At 63.2% G+C, this 20,020-nt stretch carries 24 protein-coding genes; 12 read left to right on the forward strand and 12 right to left on the reverse strand.

Annotated elements, in window-relative coordinates:
- Window positions 1-16 precede the first annotated feature (16 nt).
- From ACF8R4_RS20220 to ACF8R4_RS20240, 5 genes are all read right to left on the reverse strand, one after another.
- Window positions 17-1,195, reverse strand: coding sequence for an acetyl-CoA C-acetyltransferase (locus tag ACF8R4_RS20220; protein ID WP_060499979.1), 1,179 nt, complete (start codon window positions 1,193-1,195; stop codon window positions 17-19).
- A 411-nt stretch (window positions 1,196-1,606) separates the two neighbouring features.
- Window positions 1,607-2,716, reverse strand: a complete 1,110-nt coding sequence (locus tag ACF8R4_RS20225) for an agmatine/peptidylarginine deiminase (protein WP_156867123.1) — start codon at window positions 2,714-2,716, stop codon at window positions 1,607-1,609.
- A gap of 3 nt (window positions 2,717-2,719) precedes the next feature.
- Window positions 2,720-3,805 carry an extracellular solute-binding protein gene (locus ACF8R4_RS20230; protein WP_392493313.1) on the reverse strand — a complete coding sequence of 362 codons (1,086 nt, stop codon included), beginning with the start codon at window positions 3,803-3,805 and terminating at the stop codon, window positions 2,720-2,722.
- A gap of 2 nt (window positions 3,806-3,807) precedes the next feature.
- Window positions 3,808-4,704: an N-carbamoylputrescine amidase gene (aguB, locus tag ACF8R4_RS20235; RefSeq protein ID WP_392493315.1), complete on the reverse strand. Its 897-nt coding sequence runs from the start codon at window positions 4,702-4,704 to the stop codon at window positions 3,808-3,810.
- Entirely contained in the window at window positions 4,701-5,741 is a 1,041-nt protein-coding gene (locus tag ACF8R4_RS20240) for an agmatine/peptidylarginine deiminase (RefSeq protein ID WP_104833962.1), read from the reverse strand. Before ACF8R4_RS20240 ends, aguB begins: the two co-directional genes overlap by 4 nt.
- 135 nt (window positions 5,742-5,876) lie before the next feature.
- On the opposite strand from ACF8R4_RS20240, the gene ACF8R4_RS20245 reads away from it, so the two are divergent.
- The 3 genes from ACF8R4_RS20245 to ACF8R4_RS20255 all read left to right on the forward strand — a co-directional run bounded on the left by ACF8R4_RS20245 (window position 5,877) and on the right by ACF8R4_RS20255 (window position 9,093).
- The gene (locus ACF8R4_RS20245; protein ID WP_392493317.1) at window positions 5,877-6,737 is read left to right on the forward strand and encodes a LysR substrate-binding domain-containing protein; all 861 of its coding nucleotides are present in this window, start codon (window positions 5,877-5,879) and stop codon (window positions 6,735-6,737) included.
- 136 nt (window positions 6,738-6,873) lie between these two features.
- Window positions 6,874-8,085, forward strand: a complete 1,212-nt coding sequence (gene fabV / locus ACF8R4_RS20250) for an enoyl-ACP reductase FabV (protein ID WP_060499972.1) — start codon at window positions 6,874-6,876, stop codon at window positions 8,083-8,085.
- A 105-nt stretch (window positions 8,086-8,190) separates the two neighbouring features.
- Entirely contained in the window at window positions 8,191-9,093 is a 903-nt protein-coding gene (locus ACF8R4_RS20255; RefSeq protein WP_104833963.1) for an alpha/beta fold hydrolase, read from the forward strand.
- A gap of 44 nt (window positions 9,094-9,137) precedes the next feature.
- Here ACF8R4_RS20255 and ACF8R4_RS20260 read toward each other — a convergent pair whose 3' ends face one another.
- The 4 genes from ACF8R4_RS20260 to ACF8R4_RS20275 form a co-directional block, all read right to left on the reverse strand.
- Complete coding sequence (locus ACF8R4_RS20260) at window positions 9,138-9,479, reverse strand: HopJ type III effector protein (RefSeq protein WP_060499970.1); 342 nt, start codon at window positions 9,477-9,479, stop codon at window positions 9,138-9,140.
- Window positions 9,472-9,768, reverse strand: coding sequence for a DUF1244 domain-containing protein (locus ACF8R4_RS20265; protein ID WP_392493320.1), 297 nt, complete (start codon window positions 9,766-9,768; stop codon window positions 9,472-9,474). Before ACF8R4_RS20265 ends, ACF8R4_RS20260 begins: the two co-directional genes overlap by 8 nt.
- Window positions 9,769-9,777: 9 nt before the next feature.
- Window positions 9,778-10,470 carry a dihydromonapterin reductase gene (gene folM / locus ACF8R4_RS20270; protein WP_060499968.1) on the reverse strand — a complete coding sequence of 231 codons (693 nt, stop codon included), beginning with the start codon at window positions 10,468-10,470 and terminating at the stop codon, window positions 9,778-9,780.
- A gap of 77 nt (window positions 10,471-10,547) precedes the next feature.
- Window positions 10,548-11,108 carry a hypothetical protein gene (locus ACF8R4_RS20275; RefSeq protein WP_060499967.1) on the reverse strand — a complete coding sequence of 187 codons (561 nt, stop codon included), beginning with the start codon at window positions 11,106-11,108 and terminating at the stop codon, window positions 10,548-10,550.
- A 218-nt stretch (window positions 11,109-11,326) separates the two neighbouring features.
- Between ACF8R4_RS20275 and ACF8R4_RS20280 the strand changes: the two genes are divergently transcribed.
- Window positions 11,327-12,262: a MerR family transcriptional regulator gene (locus ACF8R4_RS20280; RefSeq protein ID WP_104833965.1), complete on the forward strand. Its 936-nt coding sequence runs from the start codon at window positions 11,327-11,329 to the stop codon at window positions 12,260-12,262.
- On the opposite strand, the gene ACF8R4_RS20285 is transcribed toward ACF8R4_RS20280, so the two are convergent.
- Together ACF8R4_RS20285 and ACF8R4_RS20290 are read right to left on the reverse strand one after the other, a co-directional pair.
- On the reverse strand, window positions 12,247-12,864 hold the full coding sequence (locus ACF8R4_RS20285) for a hypothetical protein (protein ID WP_392493322.1): 618 nt from the start codon (window positions 12,862-12,864) through the stop codon (window positions 12,247-12,249). The two genes, ACF8R4_RS20280 and ACF8R4_RS20285, sit on opposite strands and share 16 nt — an antisense overlap.
- Window positions 12,865-12,923: 59 nt before the next feature.
- Window positions 12,924-13,352 (reverse strand): PAS domain S-box protein, encoded by a 429-nt coding sequence (locus tag ACF8R4_RS20290; protein ID WP_060499964.1) that lies wholly within the window; start codon window positions 13,350-13,352, stop codon window positions 12,924-12,926.
- Between the two features lie 116 nt (window positions 13,353-13,468).
- On the opposite strand from ACF8R4_RS20290, the gene ACF8R4_RS20295 reads away from it, so the two are divergent.
- Window positions 13,469-13,924, forward strand: a complete 456-nt coding sequence (locus ACF8R4_RS20295) for a flavodoxin (RefSeq protein ID WP_060499963.1) — start codon at window positions 13,469-13,471, stop codon at window positions 13,922-13,924.
- Between the two features lie 67 nt (window positions 13,925-13,991).
- On the opposite strand, the gene ACF8R4_RS20300 is transcribed toward ACF8R4_RS20295, so the two are convergent.
- The gene (locus tag ACF8R4_RS20300) at window positions 13,992-14,885 is read right to left on the reverse strand and encodes a LysR family transcriptional regulator (protein ID WP_060499962.1); all 894 of its coding nucleotides are present in this window, start codon (window positions 14,883-14,885) and stop codon (window positions 13,992-13,994) included.
- Window positions 14,886-14,983: 98 nt separating this feature from the next.
- Here ACF8R4_RS20300 and ACF8R4_RS20305 point away from each other — a divergent pair, with 98 nt between their 5' ends.
- The 7 genes from ACF8R4_RS20305 to ACF8R4_RS20335 all read left to right on the forward strand — a co-directional run bounded on the left by ACF8R4_RS20305 (window position 14,984) and on the right by ACF8R4_RS20335 (window position 19,988).
- Window positions 14,984-15,370: a CidA/LrgA family protein gene (locus ACF8R4_RS20305; protein ID WP_060499961.1), complete on the forward strand. Its 387-nt coding sequence runs from the start codon at window positions 14,984-14,986 to the stop codon at window positions 15,368-15,370.
- On the forward strand, window positions 15,360-16,046 hold the full coding sequence (locus tag ACF8R4_RS20310) for an LrgB family protein (RefSeq protein WP_016713477.1): 687 nt from the start codon (window positions 15,360-15,362) through the stop codon (window positions 16,044-16,046). Before ACF8R4_RS20305 ends, ACF8R4_RS20310 begins: the two co-directional genes overlap by 11 nt.
- A gap of 176 nt (window positions 16,047-16,222) precedes the next feature.
- The gene (locus tag ACF8R4_RS20315; protein ID WP_104833968.1) at window positions 16,223-17,128 is read left to right on the forward strand and encodes an alpha/beta fold hydrolase; all 906 of its coding nucleotides are present in this window, start codon (window positions 16,223-16,225) and stop codon (window positions 17,126-17,128) included.
- 114 nt (window positions 17,129-17,242) lie between these two features.
- Window positions 17,243-18,154, forward strand: coding sequence for an SDR family oxidoreductase (locus ACF8R4_RS20320; protein WP_060499960.1), 912 nt, complete (start codon window positions 17,243-17,245; stop codon window positions 18,152-18,154).
- Window positions 18,155-18,280: 126 nt separating this feature from the next.
- Complete coding sequence (locus ACF8R4_RS20325) at window positions 18,281-18,844, forward strand: GNAT family N-acetyltransferase (protein ID WP_016713234.1); 564 nt, start codon at window positions 18,281-18,283, stop codon at window positions 18,842-18,844.
- A 197-nt stretch (window positions 18,845-19,041) separates the two neighbouring features.
- On the forward strand, window positions 19,042-19,581 hold the full coding sequence (locus ACF8R4_RS20330) for a hypothetical protein (RefSeq protein WP_060499959.1): 540 nt from the start codon (window positions 19,042-19,044) through the stop codon (window positions 19,579-19,581).
- A gap of 20 nt (window positions 19,582-19,601) precedes the next feature.
- Window positions 19,602-19,988 carry a lysozyme inhibitor LprI family protein gene (locus ACF8R4_RS20335; protein WP_392493326.1) on the forward strand — a complete coding sequence of 129 codons (387 nt, stop codon included), beginning with the start codon at window positions 19,602-19,604 and terminating at the stop codon, window positions 19,986-19,988.
- Window positions 19,989-20,020: the final 32 nt, after the last annotated feature.

Below are 20,020 nucleotides of genomic sequence, written 5' to 3' on the forward strand. Positions count from 1 at the left end.
TCAACTCAGGCTGGGATCAACGCTCTATCGCCAGCGCCACCCCTTGGCCACCCCCAATGCACAAGGTAGCCAGGCCTTTCTTCACATCCCGCTTGATCATCTCGTGCAGCAAGGTCACCAGCACGCGGCAGCCGGATGCACCAATCGGGTGGCCCAACGCAATCGCCCCGCCATTCACGTTGACCCGTGCCGCATCCCATTCCAGTGCCTTGCCCACCGCCAGCGCTTGCGCGGCGAACGCTTCGTTGGCTTCGATCAGGTCCAGTTCGGCCAACTGCCAGCCGGCCTTGTCCAGGCAACGCTGGGTCGCGGAAACCGGCCCGATGCCCATGATTGCCGGGTCTACGCCGGCACTGGCATAAGCTGCGATCTTCGCCAGTACCGGCAGTCCAAGGGCCTTGGCCTTGGCGGCGCTCATCAGCAGCACGGCGGCTGCCCCGTCATTGAGGCTGGAGGCGTTGCCAGCGGTAACGCTGCCATCTTTCTTGAACGCAGGACGCAGTTTGGCCAAGGATTGCGCGGTGGTGTCCGGGCGTGGCTGTTCGTCACGCGCAAACACTCTGGGGTCACCCTTTTTCTGCGGCATCACGATCGGCGTGATTTCGTCATCGAAACGCCCGGCCTCGATAGCCGCCACCGCCTTGCGCTGCGACTCGGCGGCAAAGGCGTCCTGCTGCTCTCGGCTCAGGCTGTACGTGTCCACCAGGTTCTCGGCGGTGATCCCCATGTGGTAGTCGTTGAAGGCATCCCACAAACCGTCGGTGATCATGCTGTCGATCAGCTGGCCATGGCCCATGCGCTGGCCGGTGCGTGCCGAAGGCATCACGTAAGGGGCAAGGCTCATGTTTTCCTGGCCGCCGGCAATCACCACTTCGGCGTCACCGCAGCGAATGGCCTGGGCGGCCAGGTGCAGGGCCTTGAGGCCCGAGCCGCAGACCTTGTTCAGGGTCAGTGCCGGAACACTGTAGGGCAGGCCGGCCTTGATCGCGGCCTGGCGCGCCGGGTTCTGCCCGGCACCTGCGGTGAGTACCTGGCCGAGGATCACTTCGTCGACCTGCGCCGGGTCCAGCCCGGTCTGTTCCAGCAGGCGCTTGATCACGGCGGCACCGAGGTCGACCGCAGGCACTGTAGCCAGGGCGCCCTGGAAGCTGCCGATGGCGGTACGGGTTGCGGCGACAATGACCACGTCGTTCATGTTGTTGTTCTCCGGGCAATGGGCATGGTGCTGCCAGCATCGGCGGGTTTGGTTGATTTGTTAAGTTTGTTTTTCTTTGTGATTGATGTGAAAAACAAATCAATGGGGTTGCTAGAGGGTATGTCGTCGGATATTCCGCGCCTATGAGATCGAGCGCCGCCCGCGCGGCGCATCGCGAGCTGCGCTCGCTCCTACGTTTGTTTCGGGCCAGTAACGCTTGTGACAGGCGCGCGCGACCGCCTTGTTGGTAAGACGCGACACCGAGTCGTGCGCCAAGGCGTTCGCGCGCAAATCCCCCAGGAATAATTGGCCCGAAACAAACGTAGGAGCGAGCGCAGCTCGCGATGCGCCGCGCGGGCGGCGCTCGGTCTCATAGGCGCCGAACTTCTGTCGACATGCACCTGGCGACCTTCATACAGCCGGGCACTGATGGGTCACACAGTGAATTCCCCCACCCCCTGCCGCAATGGCATCGATATCCAGCTGCACGATATCCCGCCCCGGATACAACGCTGCCAGCAACGCCCGTGCCTTCTCATCTGCCTGCGCATCGCCAAACTGCGGTGCGATGACCGCACCATTGATCACGAAGTAATTGATGTACCCCGCTGCAAAGTCGTCATTGCCTTTGCTGAACCTGTTACGCCGCCCACGCATTGGCGGTGACACCACATGTATCTGCAACTTGCGCCCCTCGGCATCGGTGGCCTGCCTGAGGATATCCAGGTGCTTGCGCGTCACGGCGTAATCATACGAATCCGGGTCATTGTCGAGATTGGCAATGACCACCCCCGGCCGCACGAAGCGGGCATAGAAATCCACATGCCCGTCGGTAATGTCGTTGCCGGCGATGCCTGGCAGCCAGATGACCTTGCTCAACCCAAGGCGCGCCTTGAGCTCCGCCTCGACGTCGGCCTTGCTCCAGCCCGGGTTGCGGTTGGCGTTGATCCAGCTGCTCTCGGTCATGATGCCAGTGCCATGGCCATCCACTTCAATGGCGCCACCTTCACCTACCAGCTCGCTGCGTTGGTACTGACCGCCCGCCAGGGTAGCGACCCGTTTGGCCAGCTGCGCATCGTTGCGGTGGCGCTGCTTGTTGCCCCAGCCGTTGAAATTGAAGTCCACCGCACCCAGCGCGCCGTCGTCATCGAGGACGAAGTTGGCGCCAATGTCGCGCATCCAGATATCGTCCAGGTTGCATTCGACAAAGCGGGTGCGTGGGCTGCCACAGTGCTGCTCGGCCAGCTTGCGTTCGCTGGCCCGGCAGAACACGGTGACCGGCTGATAACGCGCGATGGCCTGGGCGATACGGCCCAGGGCAGCTTGCACATCGGCGGTGAAGTCTTCCCAAATGGCATCCTGCGCGCCAAAGGCGATGAAGGCGCGTTGCTGTGGTTCACCTTCGTCGGGCATGAACCAGCGCCCCGGTTCTTCAGCGCGGGCCAGGCCCAGCGGCAGGCCAAGGCCGGTGCCGAGGCCAGCGGCCAGTGACAGTTGCAGGAAGGTTCTACGGCTAGGCATGGGTCAGTCCTGTGCAGTCTTGAAGCGTGTCCACACGCGCATGCGTGCCCGCATGTCGGCCTGTGGGATATCACGTCCCGGAATCAGCCGGGTGTAGGTGGCTTCGTCGAGGTAGATGTCGGGGTTGTCGCGCATGCGCGGGTCCACGGCCTGGCGCGCTTTGGCGCTGGCGGTGGGGTAGCCGGTGAAGTTGCTGATGGCGGCCATGTTTGCCGGGCGCATGACGAAGTTGATGAAACGATAGGCGTATTCCGGGTGCTTGGCATCGGCCGGGATGGCCATGGTGTCCATCCACACCGTGGTGCCCTGGCGGGGGACACGGTATTGGAAGTCCAGGTGCTTGCCTGCGGCATCGGCGGTACGCTGGGCCTGGATCACGTCGCCGCTGTAGCCCAGCGACACACACAGGTTTTCGTTGACCAGTTCGGTCACCGGCTGCGACTGGAACTTGCGCACGTACGGGCGTATGGCCTTGAGCAGTTCGCTGGCGGCGGCCAGGTCTTCACGCTTGGCGCTGCGCGGCTCGCGGCCCAGGTAGTTGAGCACCACGGCTAGCACTTCGTCGGGCGAGTCGATCACCGAAATGCCACAGTCGGCGAACTTGGCGGCCAGCGCTGGTTTGAACAGCAGGTCGAGGTTGTCCAGCGGCGCATCGGGCATGCGCTGGCGGACTTTGTCGGCATTCACCGTCAGGCCGATGGTGCCCCAGGTGTAGGGCACGGTGGCCTGGCTGGCCTTGGGGTAGCGAGCATGCAGCTGGCGCAGGCCGGGCTCGATGTCGTCCAGTGCCTCAAGGCGGCTGTGGTCCAATGGCTGCAGGCTCCCGGCGCGCATCAGCCGCTCGGCAACGGTGTCACCGGGGAACACCAGGTCGTAGCCACTGCGCCCTGACATCAGCTTGGCTTCGAGCACTTCACTGCCATCCATGACGTCGTAGATCACCTGGATGCCGGTTTCGGCCGTGAACTGCTTGAGGGTGTCTTCGGCAAAATAATCGGCCCAGTTGTACAGGCGCAGCACGGGCTGTTCGGCCTGTGCCTGGCTGGCGCAGATGGCCAGCGCCATTGCGGCTAGAACGTGGCGTTTCATGCTCAGGCCCTCAGGGGGTGTGGATGCTTGCCGTCCAGGGTCAGCAGGGGGGCGTACATCTCTGGGCGACGATCGCGGTAGATGCCCCAGCTCAGCCGGTCTTCGCGCATGGCTGCAAGGTCCAGGTCGTGCAACCAGATGCCCGTGTTGTCGCGGTCCGCCTCGCTGAGCATGGCGCCCTTGTGGTCACAGATGAACGACGAGCCATAGAAGCGCATGGACAACGATGCATCGCTGGCCGCGACCTCCTCACCGACGCGATTGGCCGCCACCACCGGCAGCAGGTTGGCGGCGGCGTGGCCGCGCATGGCTATTTGCCAATGGTCACGCGAGTCCAGTTCGGCGCAGCCGGGCTCGGAGCCGATGGCGGTGGGGAACAGCAGCACTTCAGCACCCATCAAGGCCAGGCAACGGGCCGTTTCGGGGAACCACTGGTCCCAGCAGATACCAATGCCCAGTCGCCCGAACGCGGTGTCCCAGACCTTGAAGCCCGTGTCGCCGGGGCTGAAATATTCCTTCTCCTGGTAGCCAATGGCGTTGGGGATGTGGGTCTTGCGGTATACCCCCAGCAGGCGGCCATCGGCATCGGCCACGGTCAGCGAGTTGAAAAAGGCATTGCCGGCGCGCTCGTACCAGCTAAGCGGTAGCACCACGCCCAGCTCGCCGGCCAGCGCCGCGAAGCGCTGCAGTATCGGGCTGTCGGGATAGGGCTGGGCGAGGGCCTGGTGCTGGTGGTGTTGTTCGATGCAGAAGTACGGGGTGGCGAACAGCTCTTGCAGCAGGATCACCTGGGCACCTTTGGCAGCAGCCTGGCGCACCAGGTGTTCGGCGCGGTCGAGGTTATCGGGCAGGTTCCAGCTGCACGGCATCTGCGTGGTGGCCACGCGCAGCAGGCTCATGGCTGTACCTGCGGCTGTTGCTGGGTGATGCAGTGAATGCCGCCACCGCCGTGGGCAATGTGGTCGATGCGCACCGGTACGATCTCGCGGCCCGGGAAGGCGTGGGCCAGTTGCGCAGCTGCGTCCTGGTCGGCTGCGATGCCATAGGCCGGCATGATGATTGCGCCGTTGGCGATGTAGAAGTTGGTGTAGGAGGCGCAGAACACCTCGGCATTCGGGTCAACGGCGGCGCTGGCCTCGTACAGGTCGAGCAGTTCGAAGTGGCGGCCCTGCGCATCGGTTGCCAGCTCCAGGGCGCGGCGGTTTTCCCGCACCACTTCGGCGTACACCGAATGCGGGTCTCGAGTGGCATCCACCAGCAGCACGCCAGGGCGGGCGAAGGCGCACACGCCATCGACGTGGCCGTCGGTCATGTCGCCGGTGACGTACTGCGGGTCACCTGGCAGCCAGATGGTCTTGCGGATGCCCAGGTGGCGGGCGAAACAGGCCTCGAAATCGGCCTTGCTCACGCCAGGGTTGCGGTTGGGGTTGAGCAGCACCGATTCGGTGGTGATCAGCGTGCCTTCGCCGTCGACATGAATCGCACCCCCTTCGTTGCACAGTGCAGTGCTGAACCCGTCCAGGCCCAGCTGGTCGAGGATGCGCCGGCCCAGGCTGCGGTCTTGGCTGTGCTGCGACTTGCCGCCCCAGGCATTGAAGCGCCAGCTCAGGCCGGCCAGGCCGTGCTGCGGGTGGCAGATGAAGCTCGGGCCGCTGTCACGGCACCAGCTGTCGTCCACCGCCAGTTCGATCAGCTCGATGTTGGCACCACACAGGGCGCGGGCGCTGGCCACGGCGGACGGGGCGGCCACCATCTTCACCGGCTCGAAACGGGCGATGGCCGCTGCGACTCGGGCGTAGTCCTGCTGGACATCGGCCAGGCGCACGTTCCAGCCGCTTTCCCACAGGGCCTGATTGTGTGGCCAGACCATCCAGGTTGCCGCGTGGCGTGCCCATTCGGCGGGCATGCGCCAGCCGCTGTCGAGGGACAGGTGCATAGTGAACTCCGATCTATTAGGGTTTTTTATCAACGAAGCCCGCCGTCGCGGGTGTTGGTGTTCATGCTATGGCTAGGCATGGCTGGCGACAAACGATAGATTTAGCGCACATTTGATTAGCAGGGCTTATCAATCATGCTTAAACACTGGCCACCCCTGAATGCCCTGCGCGGCTTCGAGGCCGCCGCGCGACTGGGTAGCTTCCACAAGGCCGCCGAGGCGCTGAACCTGACCCAGTCGGCCATCAGCCAGCAGATCCGCAGCCTGGAAACCTACCTGGAACAGCCGCTGTTCTACCGCAGTGGCCGCAGCGTGAGCCTGACAGACGCCGGGCACGACCTGCTCAGTACCACGCAATCATTGCTGCAGCACCTGGCCGTGGGCATTCGTCGGCTCGACCAGTACCGCAAGCCCAACCAGTTGGTGGTGAATACCAGCCCGGCGTTTGCCAGGCACTGGCTGTTGCCGCGACTGACGGACTTCCATCAGCGCTGCCCGGAGGTGGACTTGTGGTTGTTCACCAGTTTCGAGGTGCCGGACATGGCCACCGAAACCATCGACCTTGCCATCCGCGACGACCTCAGTGCTCAGGCCGAGTGCAGTTTCAGCGTGCTGCATCAAGACCAGCTGTACCCGGCTTGCCACCCAGTCTTGCTGCAAACGCCGGTACAGCAGCGCACCACGCTGCATGGCGAGCGCGAAATGGACTGGAGCCACTGGCAACTGGAAGGCGGCGAAGAGGTGGGGCAGCAGGGCAAAGGGTTGAACTTTTCCGACCCCGGTTTGTTGCTGGATGCGGCGAGCGAGGGGCTTGGGGTGGCGTTGGTCAGCCAGTTGCTGGCGCGGCGGGCAGTGGAAGAGGGGCGTTTGCAGGCGTTGTCGGCGCAGCGCGTTCGCGGGCCCGCGTGGGCTTGTCTGGTACATCGGGACAGTCAGGATGATCCGCTGGCCAGGCAGTTTCTGGATTGGCTTAGAGCGGCTTTACTGCCGGATTGAGGTTGCCACCGTTTTGCATCCCTTTGATCACCCCGTAATATGTGTCGGATAACCTGCGGGGGTAGTCTCACCCTCTGATCAATCGGAATCGCCTCAAGCGGCGCTTCCCCGGCATAAACCTGACGAGGTACAGACATTGGCCATCATTCATCCTAAGGTTCGCGGTTTCATCTGCACCACGACTCACCCCAAGGGCTGCGAGCTCAACGTCCGTGACCAGATCGAAGCCACCCGCAAGCTGGGCGTGCGCGAGGATGGCCCGAAGAAGGTCCTGGTCATCGGTGCTTCCAGCGGCTATGGCCTGGCGGCCCGCATCACCGCAGCGTTCGGCTTCAAGGCCGACACCCTGGGTGTGTTCTTCGAAAAACCAGGCACCGAAACCAAGGCCGGCACTGCTGGCTGGTACAACGCCGCTGCCTTCGACAAGTTTGCCAAGGCCGAGGGCCTGTACAGCAAGTCGATCAACGGTGATGCCTTCTCTGACGAGGCCCGTGCCAAAGTCATCGAACTGATCAAGAACGAAATGGGTGGCAAGGTTGACCTGGTCATCTACTCGCTGGCTTCGCCTGTGCGCAAGCTGCCGCAAACCGGCGAACTGGTGCGTTCGGCCCTGAAGCCAATCGGCCAGCCATACAAGTCGACCGCCATCGACACCAACAAGGACACCATCATCGAGGCCAGCATCGAGCCGGCCACCGAGCAGGAAATCGCCGACACTGTCACCGTCATGGGGGGCCAGGACTGGCAGCTGTGGATCGACGCCCTGGCGGGCGCTGACGTGCTGGCCGAAGGCGCCCGCACCGTGGCCTTCAGCTACATCGGCAGCGACATCACCTGGCCGATCTACTGGCACGGCGCGCTGGGCCAGGCCAAGCAGGACCTGGACGAAACCGCCCTGCGCCTGGACCAGAAACTGGCCGGCGAACTCAAGGGGGGCGCCAACGTGGCGGTGCTGAAGTCGGTGGTCACTCAGGCCAGCTCGGCCATTCCGGTGATGCCGCTGTACCTGTCGATGGTCTTCAAGATCATGCAGGAGAAGGGCGTTCACGAAGGCACCCAGGACCAGCTGGACCGCATGTACCGCGACCGTATGTACCGTGCCGACGGTGCCCCGGCCGAACTCGACGAGAAGGGCCGCCTGCGTCTGGACGATTGGGAACTGCGTGACGACGTGCAGAGCGCCTGCAAGGCCCTGTGGCCACAGGTGACCACCGAGAACCTGTTCGAGCTGACCGACTATGCCGGTTACAAGAAGCAGTTCCTCAACCTGTTCGGCTTCGAGCGTGCTGACGTCAACTACGACGAAGACGTGGCTACCGATGTGAAGTTCGACTGCGTCGAGCTGTAATCGGCGATAGCCTGTACCGGTTCTTTTGCGGGTTCACCTGCGAACGGGCCGGTACAGGCTATAAAATCTTTGCTAGTTTTGGCGCACAACAACAGGGAATGCGCCATGAGCAGCCTCACCCAACCCGCCACAGCCTTTCGCCACCCCGCAGCCGACGGTTACAGCCTCGGCGGTTTCTGCTGGCGCCACGCCCAGCCAGACCCCCAGCGCCCGCTGGTGATCATCAACGCTGCCACTTCGGTACGCTGCCGTTATTACTCACGCTTTGCCGACTTCCTGTTCGCCCAGGGCTTCGATGTGCTGACCTACGATTACCGGGGTATCGGCGAATCCCGCCCGGCTTCGTTGCGCGGTTTTCAGGCTTCATGGAGCGACTGGGGCAGGCTCGATTTCGAAGCCATGCTGGCGCATGCGGCAACGCATTTCCCTGGCCAGCCGGTGGATGTGGTGGGGCACAGTTTCGGCGGCTGTGCAGTGGGCCTGGCGCCATCTGCCAATCGGGTGCGCCGCGTGGTGATGGTGGGCGCGCAGTTTGCTTACTGGCGCGACTACGCGGCCGACCAGCGCTGGCAGCTGTTTGGCAAGTGGCATGTGGTGATGCCGCTATTGAACCGGGTGTTTGGCTACTTTCCCGGCAAGCGCCTGGGTTGGCTGGAGGACACGCCGTCCGGGGTGGTGCACGACTGGACCACACGAACCCCGCGTTACGAACACCGGCCCAGCGGCCGTGAACTGAAAACGCTCCCGTTCGCTCAGGTGCGGGCGGCAACCCTGGCCATCAGCCTGACCGATGACCCTTTCGGCACCGTCGCGGCCACCGAGCGTTTGCTGCGTTATATGCAGGGTGCCCGGCACCTGCGCATCGCGCCTGTGGATATCTCGGTCGAGGAAATTGGCCACTTCGCGTTCTTCCATGACCGCTTTCGCGAAAGCCTGTGGCCGGTAGCCTTGCAGTGGTTGCAGCAGGGAGGGCTGGAAGAAGGAGGGCCTGGCACCATCATGGATTGATGGTGGGCTCAAAATTTTGGGGCCGTAAAGCGGCCCCGGCTATCTCAAGCCTTGCGCGCCAAAGGCTGCGCAGCAAACTTCACCCCAGCCAGCCCATGCTTGATCAGCGCACGGATATTGCCATGGTCGCTACCCTCAGGCGTGGCCACCACATCACGGTAGTGCTCGCCAAAGGCCAGCAGCGCTTCCTGATCGCTCAGCCCTTCCAGCAGTGCCAGGCCCAACGTCTTGCACGAACCTTCGTTCTGCCCAGCCGCATTTTCCACGCCACCATTGTTGAAGGCCTGGGGCTGGTAGCTGTAATTGTCGGCAATGAACGCCAGGGTATCGGCAAATACATGTTGGCCGCTGGCCAGGCTGGTGCGCAGGGTGTTCAGATCAGTCACGAGGTTTTCCTTTTTCGAACGCCGCTTGTTGTTCGGCGCTGGCTTCTTTCTGGTGTTGGGCTTTCCACTCGCCGTAGGGCATGCCGTACACCGTTTCGCGGGCGTCATCCAGGCTCAGGTCGAGCTGGCGCTCGTCCGCTGCGGCCTTGTACCACTTGGACAGGCAGTTGCGGCAGAAACCGGACAGGTTCATCAGGTCGATGTTCTGCACGTCGGTGCGCTTTTGCAGGTGTTCGACCAAACGCCGGAACGCGGCGGCTTCGAGTTCGAGCTGTTGCTGTGGGGTCATGGGCGTCTCTCAAGTCATGCGGTTTTTCAAGTGGCGGCCGCCGTTGATGACCACCTGGCTGCCGGTGCTGTACTGGCTGGCGAGCAGGTACTTGACGGTCTCGATCAGCGGGCCGGCGCCGGGTTCGAATTCCAGCAAGGCCTTTTTCAGGGTTTGCTGGCGGTAGGCTTCATCGCCCCCTTCCTTGAGGATCAGCAGCCCAGGCAGGATACCGTTCACATGCACCTTGGGCGCATATTTTTCGGCGAACGACAGCACCATGTTCTGCAGCGCGGCCTTGGTGGCGGCATAACCGATGTGGCTCTTGCTGCCGCGTGAGGACGTTTCGTCGCAGATGTGGATGATGTCGGCTTTGTCCACCCTGGCCAGCAGGTCGCCCAGGGCCAGGTTGAGGTGGTAGGGCGCTTCGACGTGCAGGCGGAACATGGTTTCAAGGTTGTCGAGCCCGTCATCAAGCCACAGCGAGGCATTGTGGATGATGGCGCGCAGGCCGTCGTAATGGCTGTGCAGGTGATCGATCAGGGCCTGGCGGTCGGCCGCCTGGCACAGGTCGGCCTGGAACTGCACGATGTTCGGGTGGGCCGTCTGTGGCTGGACACTGCGGCTGGCACTGACCACTGTATGGCCGGCCTGTGCCAGTTCAAGGGCCAGGGCCAGCCCGACGCGCTGGCTGGCTCCGGTAACGAGAATGGGGCTGTTCATGTTCGGGCGGTCAACTTGTCTGTCCTTTGGTTGCCACCCAGCATACCCGAACTGTTTCCCTGTTGTATGGCCTGCCCTCAGCGGCTGCGCAGGGCGCCAGGGGGCGTTGGGGTGGCATGCAGCCAACCGGCCAGCAGGCGGGTGGACAGGGGGATGAACAGGTAGACCATCACGGGTGTCAGCGCCAGGGTGCTGAGCAGTACCCGGGGTACCAAGTCCAGCGCTGCCAACCAGTGGCCAAACAGCAGGTTGAACAGCAACGAGACCGGGAAGAATGCCAGCCAGATCGCCACGGCCTGTTTCCAGCGGGGTGGTTTTTGCACCGTGTTGGTGCCAAACCAGTCGTCGATACCCCTTACGCGCGCCTCTTTGGGACGTTCGAACAGGCCGTTGCCGCGTTGTAACCAGGCCCGGCGCGAGGCGGAGTGTTCCCAGGCATGCAGGGTGGGCTCGTCGCTGAAGCGGAAGATAATCTGGAATTCGTCGCCATCGCGGGGCGGCGCAAGGATGCCCGAGCCAAGGTAGCCGGGAAAGTCGGTGGCCAGCTGCTCGCCTTCATGCAACCAGGCCAGCAAGTCCTGGTAGCGGCCATGGGCGGCGCGGCGCGACACCATCAGGGTGACGGGTGGGGTAGACATCGTATATCTCCTGGCAACGGGGCTGGCGGGTAGCTGGCCCCTTTGGCTGTGTGGCCCGGGGTGGTGGGCGACACAGGCGTGCATGCAAGAATCGGGCGCGGATTATCGCGCATGTGCGATCTGCGGCAAATGTCATCCGGCCAACGGTTGCACCCTGCGGCGCGTGCCGTCGCAGTAGAATACCCGTTCAACTTCCGCACTCAGGGTACCCCTTGCAGATGAACGAACAGCGACGTAATCCGGTGATCGATGCGAGTTTCGAACAGAAGGAGCTGTTTCCAATTCGTGAAGTTTCCCGTCTGACCGGTGTCAACGCTGTGACCCTGCGGGCCTGGGAGCGTCGTTATGGCCTGATCCAGCCAATCCGTACCGACAGTGGCCACCGCCTGTATTCCCAGGCCGATATCGATGAAATCCGCCGTATCCTCGGGTGGCTGGAGCGCGGTGTGGCGGTCAGCAAAGTGGGCAGTATTCTTGCGCGTGGCCATGCCCTTGCCGACCAGGCCGGTGATGCGACGGACGCCTGGCTACGCTGGCAGCACCAGATCCGCCTGGCGGTGCAGCGTTTCGACATGGCGGGCCTTGATCTGCTTTTCCAGGAGGTGTTTGCCGCCAGCACCCTGGACCACGTTTTCAGCGAAGTGTTCATGCCTGTGTGGCACGACATGGCCGTCCGCCAGGGCGGCTATGGGCAGGCCAGTGAATGGCTGTTCTTTGACCAGTTCTTGCGCGGCCGGGTGTTCGCTCGTTTGCAGCTTGCCCATGTGCCGCGTAGCCGCAGCGTGCTGTTGGCGCCATTACCGGGGCAGTGCCATGAGCTTGAGCTGCTGGTCACCAGCCTGATCCTGGGCAGCGACGAAACAGGTGTGACCCCGTTGGCGAGCGGGCAGCCACTGCAGGAGCTGGCGCTGGTTTGCGAACGCCTGAAGCCGGATGCCCTGGTGTTGTTTTCCCATCAGCCGCCTACCGCAGCACTCATCCGGCACTTGGCTCGCCTAGCGGCGGTATTGGACTGCCCGTTGTTACTGGCCGGTGAGGCGGCGGAAGTGGCACAGGCCAGCCTGGCTGGCAGTGCTATCGCCTGCCTGGGAGCGCAGGGTAGTGTCATGCGCCAGCGGCTGCGGCAGTTTCTGGCAGGTCAGCTAGATACCTGAGTGTGCAGGTCGGGGTGGGCCCGGCGGTGGGCCTGGAGGATGTAGTCGCGCAGACGCTCGATTTCTTCGGCCGGGCTTTGGCTGAGGTCATAGGCCGCCAGGTCCGGGCCAATGCGCCGGCCCAGTACGCCGTGCAGTTCGATCGGGCTGATGCCGCCGGGGGCGAAGCGCAGTTCGAAGCGGGCGGGTGGCGAGGGCAGGTCACGGACTTCCAGCAGCACACCTTTGAAGGAAATATCACGCACCCACAGGCCGCTGATCTCGTCATGGGCACCGAGCAGTGCGCTCGGCTGGTCCATCGACAGGCGCCAAGGGCGCAGCATGGGGCCGTCTTCGTAGATTTCCGGTGAACCCAGTTGCAGGTGCAGGGCGTGGAACTCGTCCTCCACCAATTGCAGGGGGAAGCTGATCTGTTGGTTGTTGAACTGGGCCTGCAAGGTAACCTGTTCGTTCGCCACCAGCCGGGTGAGCAGGCTCTGGATGCGGCGGTCGCCATTGACCAGCAGGCTCGACATGGAGTCGGCCAGGTTCAATTGTGGCGAATGCTGCATGTTCTGGATGAAATCCAGCTCGGCCTGGGTCAGGAGGGCGTCTGCTTGCATGATCGAACTCGGTGGTGGCGATTTCTTCATCGGGATTGACCGTGCATGGCGTACTTGGTTCAAGCGCGTTCGTCGGGTTTCGGACGAGCGCACAGTTCCGCCAGTTGCCGTTCCAGTTCGACCTGGCGGCTGACGTCTTTCTGGATACCGATGAAGTAGGTGCGCTGATCCGCAGCGTGCCTTACCGGGGTAATCGACAGCTCGTTCCAGAAGGCGCTGCCATCCTTGCGGTAATTGCGCAGCACTTCGCGGCAGGGGCGGCCTTCGGCCAAGGCCCTGCGGATACGTGCGCGGCCAAGCTGGTCACGGTCGTCCGCCTGAAGAAAGCGGCAATCCTGATAGAGGACTTCATCGCGGCTGTAGCCGGTCAGGCGTTCGAAGGCGGCGTTCACGTAGATCAGGATGGTGTCGTCGCCTTCCTGTTCGGCAACCACGATCCCGTCATTGGACGCATCGACCATCGATTGCAGCAATTGCGCATTGATCATGTTCGGGCCATTGGGCAAAGAGGGGCTGAGGACGGAGACTTTGGTAGAGGCGGCCTTTTGCCAGCGCCGGATGCTAGTATCCTACGTTTTTACTCAGTTTCGGAATCCTCTACCCGATGAAAGTCGCCATTATTTCCGGATCGGTCTATGGCACCGCCGAAGAAGTCGCCCGTCACGCTGAAACGCTGCTCAAGGCAGCGGGCCTGGAGGCCTGGCATGCGGCACGTGCCACCCAGCATGACCTTGAAGGTTTTGCCCCCGATGCCTTGCTTGCCGTGACCTCGACCACCGGCATGGGTGAATTGCCGGACAACCTCATGCCACTGTACAGCACCCTTCGCGATACCTTGCCTGCGGCCTGGCGTGGTCTACCGGGGGCGGTGATTGCACTGGGTGACTCCAGCTACGGTGATACCTATTGCGGCGGTGGCGAGCAGATGCGCGAGCTGTTTGCCGAATTGGGCGTGCGCGAAGTGCAGCCGATGTTGCGGCTGGATGCCAGCGAGACAGTGACCCCAGAGGCGGATGCCGAGCCTTGGTTGGCTGAATTGGCTCAAGCGCTGAAAGACTGACATATCATTATTGCTGTACTGGCCCTTTCGCGGGTAAACCCGCGAAGAGGCCAGCAAGGCCAACACATTACTTGCAGCCAGGTACCGGGCACTCGCGCAACAATGCCAACCACGCCTTCGCCGCCCGTGACAGGTAGGCCCCACGCCGCCAGATAAAGGCGATGTCCCAGCGCAAATCCGCCGGCGAACGTAGCGGCAAGCGCACCACCCCAGGGCGCTCCAGCGCTTTTGCCACCACACGGGGCAGCAACACCACACCCTGGCCTGCCGCCACCAACGCCGCCAAAAAATCCGCCTGGCCACTGCGGCCGCCTTCCTTCGGGGTAAAGCCCTGTTGCTGGCACGCCTTCAGCAGCCGGTCGTTGAGCACAAAGCTGCGTTGATACAACAGGAACGGCGTATCGGCCAGTTGCCCCAGGTCCACCCCGTCCAGGCTCGCCAATGAATGCCCCGTCGGCAACAGGGCATCCAATGGCTCGTTGCAGAATGGCTGGTAGTCGAACGCCTCGTCGCTGGGTGTCAGGCTACCACCCAGTTCCAGCTCGCCACTCTTGACCGCCTGTTCGACACTGCGGCTACCGCCTTCCAGCAACTGAATCGCGATGTTCGGGTGACGTCGCCGGTACTCGGCAAAAAGCCCGGCGAACAAGGCGTCACTGCCCAACATCGGCAAGCCCAGGCGCAGTTCGCCGCGCTCCATCTGGCTGAGGTCGTCCAGTTCGTTGAGCAGCGCCTGGCGCTGGCGCAGCAGGGCTTCGCCGCGCTCCAGCACAATGCGCCCGGCCGCTGTCAGGTGCAGCTGGGAGGCCTGGCGCTCCAGCAGCGGCTGGCCCACATCTTGCTCCAGCTGCGCCACCTGCTTGCTCACGGCCGATTGACTGATGTGCAGGGTTTGCGCGGCCTGGGTAAAACCACCGCGGTGGACCACTTCGAAAAAACTGCGCAGCTGTTTGAATTCCATGCTCTGAATTCCATTCTGGAATGGCGATCAGTCTAACAATTCGCTTCTGGCCTAGGCAGCCAAATCTTAAAATGAGGGCCTGTCGAGGAACCCCCGCCATGAAACCCGCATTGTTGAAAAAAGCCCTGCGCCTGCTTGTCGAGCTGGCAACTCTTTATGCCTTGTTTCTGCTGGGAGGCCAGCTTGCCACCTGGTTGGATTGGCCGATCCCCGGCGGCGTGATGGGCCTGGCGCTGCTGCTGATACTGTTCGCGTCCGGTGTGCTCAAGCCGGCCATGCTGCAACTGGGCGCCGGCTGGCTGATGGCCGAGATGCTGCTGTTCTTCATTCCGGCGTTGATGAGCCTGCTGGACTACGGCTCGCTGATCCGTGAGGAGGGCTGGCGCATCTTGCTGGTGATCGGCGTTAGCACGCTGATGGTCATGGTGGTGACCGCGCTCACCGTGGAACTGGTGTGCCGCTGGAGGTTGCGCCATGAGCCTTGAACCCATGCCGCTGTTCTGGCTGGCCCTGACCTTGCTGGCCTACCTGGGCAGCCGTTGGCTGTACCGGCGCAGCGGGCGCTACCTGCTGTCGCCGTTGATCCTGGTACCGGTGCTGTTGCTGGCGGTGGCGGTGCCGCTGCACACCGCGTATGCCGAATATGCGCGCAATACCCATTGGTTGATGAGCGTGCTTGGCCCGGTGACCGTCGCCTTCGCGGTGCCCATCTGGCAGCAGCGGGCGATGTTGGCGCGCCATTGGCCGGCGCTGATGGTGGGCATGGTCGCTGGCAGCAGTGCCTCGATCGCCAGTTCCTGGGGGCTGGCGCACCTGCTGGCGCTGGACAGCGCGACCAGCCTGTCGCTGGTGCCGCGTTCGATTACCACACCGTTTGCCATGCCGTTGGCCCATGACCTGGGCGGCGTGCCAGAGCTGACAGCGGTGTTCGTGATGTTCACCGGCGTGCTCGGCGCCATGTTCGGCGGCGTGCTGCTGCGTTGGTTGCCGTTGCGCACGCCGCTGGCACGGGGGGCGCTTTTTGGTGTCGGTGCGCATGGTGCCGGGGTCAGCCGGGCGCAGGAGGTGGGCCGCGAGGAAGGCTCGGTGGCCGGCCTGGTCATGGTGTTGACCGGCTTGCTGAACCTGTTCGCGGCACCGTTGCTGGCCCTGTTGCTCTGACCGTTCGTGCCACTGACTCGCACAGTCATCAAGCTGGCTGGCAACGCAAGTTCCAGCCAGTGTGCTGCTGGCTAGACTTTGCCTCGACACAGAGAGCACATGTATGTGCCGAGGTGACATGCAATGACCGCAGCCTTGCCCTATCCCGTCCCTATCACTTCACCGGGTTACTTCTGATGCCTATGGCCGAAATTCCATTGTGCGTCTGGCGTACCCGGGGACAAAGCTTCAACTTCCGGGGCCAGAGCATCCGCTACTGGACCGCAGGGCAAGGAGAGCCCCTGCTTCTGTTACACGGCTTCCCCACGGCCAGCTGGGACTGGCACTACCTGTGGGGGCCTTTGACCCAACGCTTTCGGGTGATCGCTTGCGACATGCTCGGTTTTGGCGACTCGGCCAAGCCGGTCGATCACGCGTACAGCCTGATGGAGCAAGCCGACCTGCAGCAGGCCTTGCTCGGCCACTTGCAGGTCGACCAGCCTGTGCACCTGTTGGCTCATGACTACGGCGGCAGCGTGGCCCAGGAACTGCTGGCGCGGCATCACGAACAGCGTGCCGACATAGCCAGCTGCGTGTTCCTCAACAGCGGCCTATTCCCCGAAAGCTGTCGCATGCTGCTGATCCAGAAACTGCTGCTTAGCCGGTTCGGCTGGCTGGTCGGGCGCTCGTTCGGGCGTGACGACCTGGTGCGCAGCGTGACCCAGGTATACGGCCCCTGCACCCACCCCAGCGAAAGTGCGCTGGATGATTTCTGGAGCCTGATCGCCGCCAACCGGGGCACGCGCATCCTGCACAAGCTGGTGAGCTACATGCCCGAGCGCAGGTTGCATCGCGAACGCTGGGTCGGGGCGATGCAGCGCAAAGGCGTACCCCTGCGCTTCATCAATGGCGTGGTTGACCCACTTTCCGGCGGGCACATGCTGGAGCGTTATCGGCAACTGGTGCCGGAGCCGGATACCGTGCAGTTGCAGGGCATCGGCCATTACCCGCACACCGAGGCGCCTGTGCAGGTCCTGCGCCACTACCTGGCTTTTCGGGAACAGCCGCTGAGCTATTACCCGCAGAAAGTGGCGTGGTCCTGACCGGGCCTCATCGCCCTGCGTTATTGCCAGGCATTCAGCCTGCGTGAGCTTGATTGTCCGTCTGCCGCTGGCGGCGGACACTTGGCTGACCTGAACCTGCCTGGAGCCATGAGCATGAGCGAGCCTGTCCGTCTGCAAGATCGCGTGGTGATCGTCACCGGAGCCGGCGGTGGGCTGGGCCGCGCCCATGCGCTGCTGTTCGCCGCGCGGGGTGCCAGGGTCGTGGTCAATGACCTCGGCGGCTCTACCCATGGTGAAGGTGCCAGCGCCTCGGCCGCCGACCGGGTGGTAGAAGAGATCCGCGCCGCCGGTGGCACCGCCATCGCCAACCATGACTCGGTCAGCCAGGGCGCACGCATCGTCGAACAGGCGCTGGACAGCTTCGGTCGGGTCGATGTGCTGGTGAACAATGCCGGCATCCTGCGCGACAAGACGTTCCACAAGATGGACGACAGCGACTGGGAGCAAGTTTATCAGGTGCATGTGGAAGGGGCCTTCAAGGTCACCCGTGCCGCCTGGCCACACCTGCGCGAGCAGAACTGGGGGCGGGTGATCTTCACCGCCTCCACCTCTGGTATCTACGGCAATTTCGGCCAGGCCAACTACGGCATGGCCAAGCTTGGCTTGTACGGGCTGACCCGCACGTTGGCAATCGAAGGGCGCAAGCACGGCATTCTGGTGAACGCCATCGCCCCTACCGGCGGCACCCGCATGACCGAAGGGCTGATCCCGCCTCAGGTCTTCGAGCGGCTCAAGCCGGAACTGGTCAGCCCGCTGGTGGTGTACCTGGGTAGCGAGCAGTGCCAGGGCACGGGCGAACTGTTCGAGGTGGGTGGCGGCTGGGTGGGCAAAGTGCGCTGGGAGCGCAGCCTGGGGGTAGGATTTGATCCGCGCGAAGGCTTTACCCCGGAGCAGGTAGCGGAAAACTGGGCGCGGATTGGTGACTTTGACGGCGCCGTGCACCCGCAGGACAGCCTGCAGGCGCTGCAGCAGATGATGGCGAACCTGCAGAAGTACTCTCTCTGAGAAAGCTGGCACGCTCTCTGTAGAGCGGCCTTGTGTCGCGATGGGCTGCGCGGCAGCCCCGGGATGCCCGAACCCTGCGCTTGACGTTAAACTGTCATCTCCCCAGCAATGGACAGGAGATCCGGCGTGACCCCACCCCGCAGTTTCCCCAGTGACCTCTGCCTCGACAGCCCGCGTCTGCACTTGCGCCCCATGCGCCATGCCGATGCCGCGCAATGGCTGGCGATCATGGCCGACCCCGAGGTCATGCGTTATTGGCACCATGCCCCCTGGCAAGACCTGGCCGAAGCCGAAAGCGCCTTGGCCGCCGACCGAGAAGCCTATGCCAATGGCGACCAGCTCAAGCTCGGTATGTACCGCCGCGACAACGGCGAACTCATCGGCATGGTGCAGCTTTTCAACATCGACGATGTCTCCCGCCGTGGCGAAATCGGCTACTGCCTGGCCAGCGCGGTGCAGGGCAGGGGCTACATGGACGAGGCATTGACCTGCTTCATCGACTACCTCGCCCACACCCTGCACATGCGCCGCCTTGAAGGCGAAATCGACCCACGCAACCAAGGCTCGGCACGCACCCTGGAGCGCCAGGGTTTCGTGCTGGAAGGCACGCTGCGGGCACGCTGGTGCGTGGCCGGCGAGTTGTCCGACTCGGGTCTCTACGGCCTGCTGCTGGAACCGCCTGTTGCATAGTCTGGCGAATAGATACTATTCGGGAGCAATTCTCACTTGTGCCCCGGTGCCCCATGCTCGTAGCCGACTCACCGAGTCCGTACCCGCTTGAACAGCTGTACAGCGAGCACCACGGCGGGGCACCTATTGAGGGTCTGGAAGCGGGGCAGGGGCTGGGTTAAGGTCGTAGCCTGTTCCGCTTCCACCAGGTACATCCCTTGCCCGTTTTCTACCTGAGCATCAGCTTGCTGCTGTACGTACTCGCCCTGTTTTTCGATGGTGCGCTGATGAGCGGCGAGCGCCACATGCCGGCCCTGCAGATGCTGCTGTACGGGCCATGGGGCATGGCCTTCGGGCTGTTCCAATGGTTTGCCAACCCGCTGCTGGCCCTGGCCATCCTTGCCCATCGGCGGTTTCGCAGACTGGCCTTGCTGGCCGGGTTGGCAGCTGTGTACCTGGCCGCCAGCAGTTTCGGAATAGACCGCTTGCCGGACAACCAGAGCTACGCGTTCCATGAGCGGACCGGCTTTGGCGCCGGTTTTTACCTGTGGCTGGCGGCGATGGTGGTGTTTTGTGTAGGCCAGGCCTGGCATTGCTGTAAGGCACGCAGCGCCAACGACATGCCGGGTTGGAGCTGGCTTGATGTAGCGTTGATCGCAGCGTTGGCTGTGACGCTTTACGCGGCAACGCAGATGCCATCGTTGCGCTTCGAGCCGGGCAACGTACTGATGCCACCAGAGCAGCCGCAGACGCTTTGATACCCACAAGGAGGGGGCGCATGACCAAACATTATCTGACAGGCCTGGCACTGGCTTGTGTGCTGCCATTAGCAGTGGCGGACGACTACACGCCGGCCTACGGGCAGTGCATGGACAAGGCCTCCAGCACGGTGGCCATGAGTGCATGCATCCAGGCTGAAACACAGGTGCAGGACCAGCGTTTGAACCGGGTGTACAAACAGTTGATGGGCAAGCTGGAGACTGGGCAGCAGAAAAGCTTGCGTGATGTGCAGCGCAAGTGGATGGCCTACCGCGATGGCAATTGCCAGTTCCATGTGCGGGCCAGTGGCGGGACCCTGGCGCAGTTGGAAGGTGGGACGTGTGTGATGGCCATGACCCGCGACCGGGCGGCGGAGCTGGAGCGGGTGCTTAGCCCGGGGCAGTGAGGTTGCCTGTACCGGCCTCTTCGCGGGTTTAC

Source organism: Pseudomonas sp. FYR_2, assembly GCF_043106425.1.
GTDB lineage: Bacteria > Pseudomonadota > Gammaproteobacteria > Pseudomonadales > Pseudomonadaceae > Aquipseudomonas > Aquipseudomonas monteilii.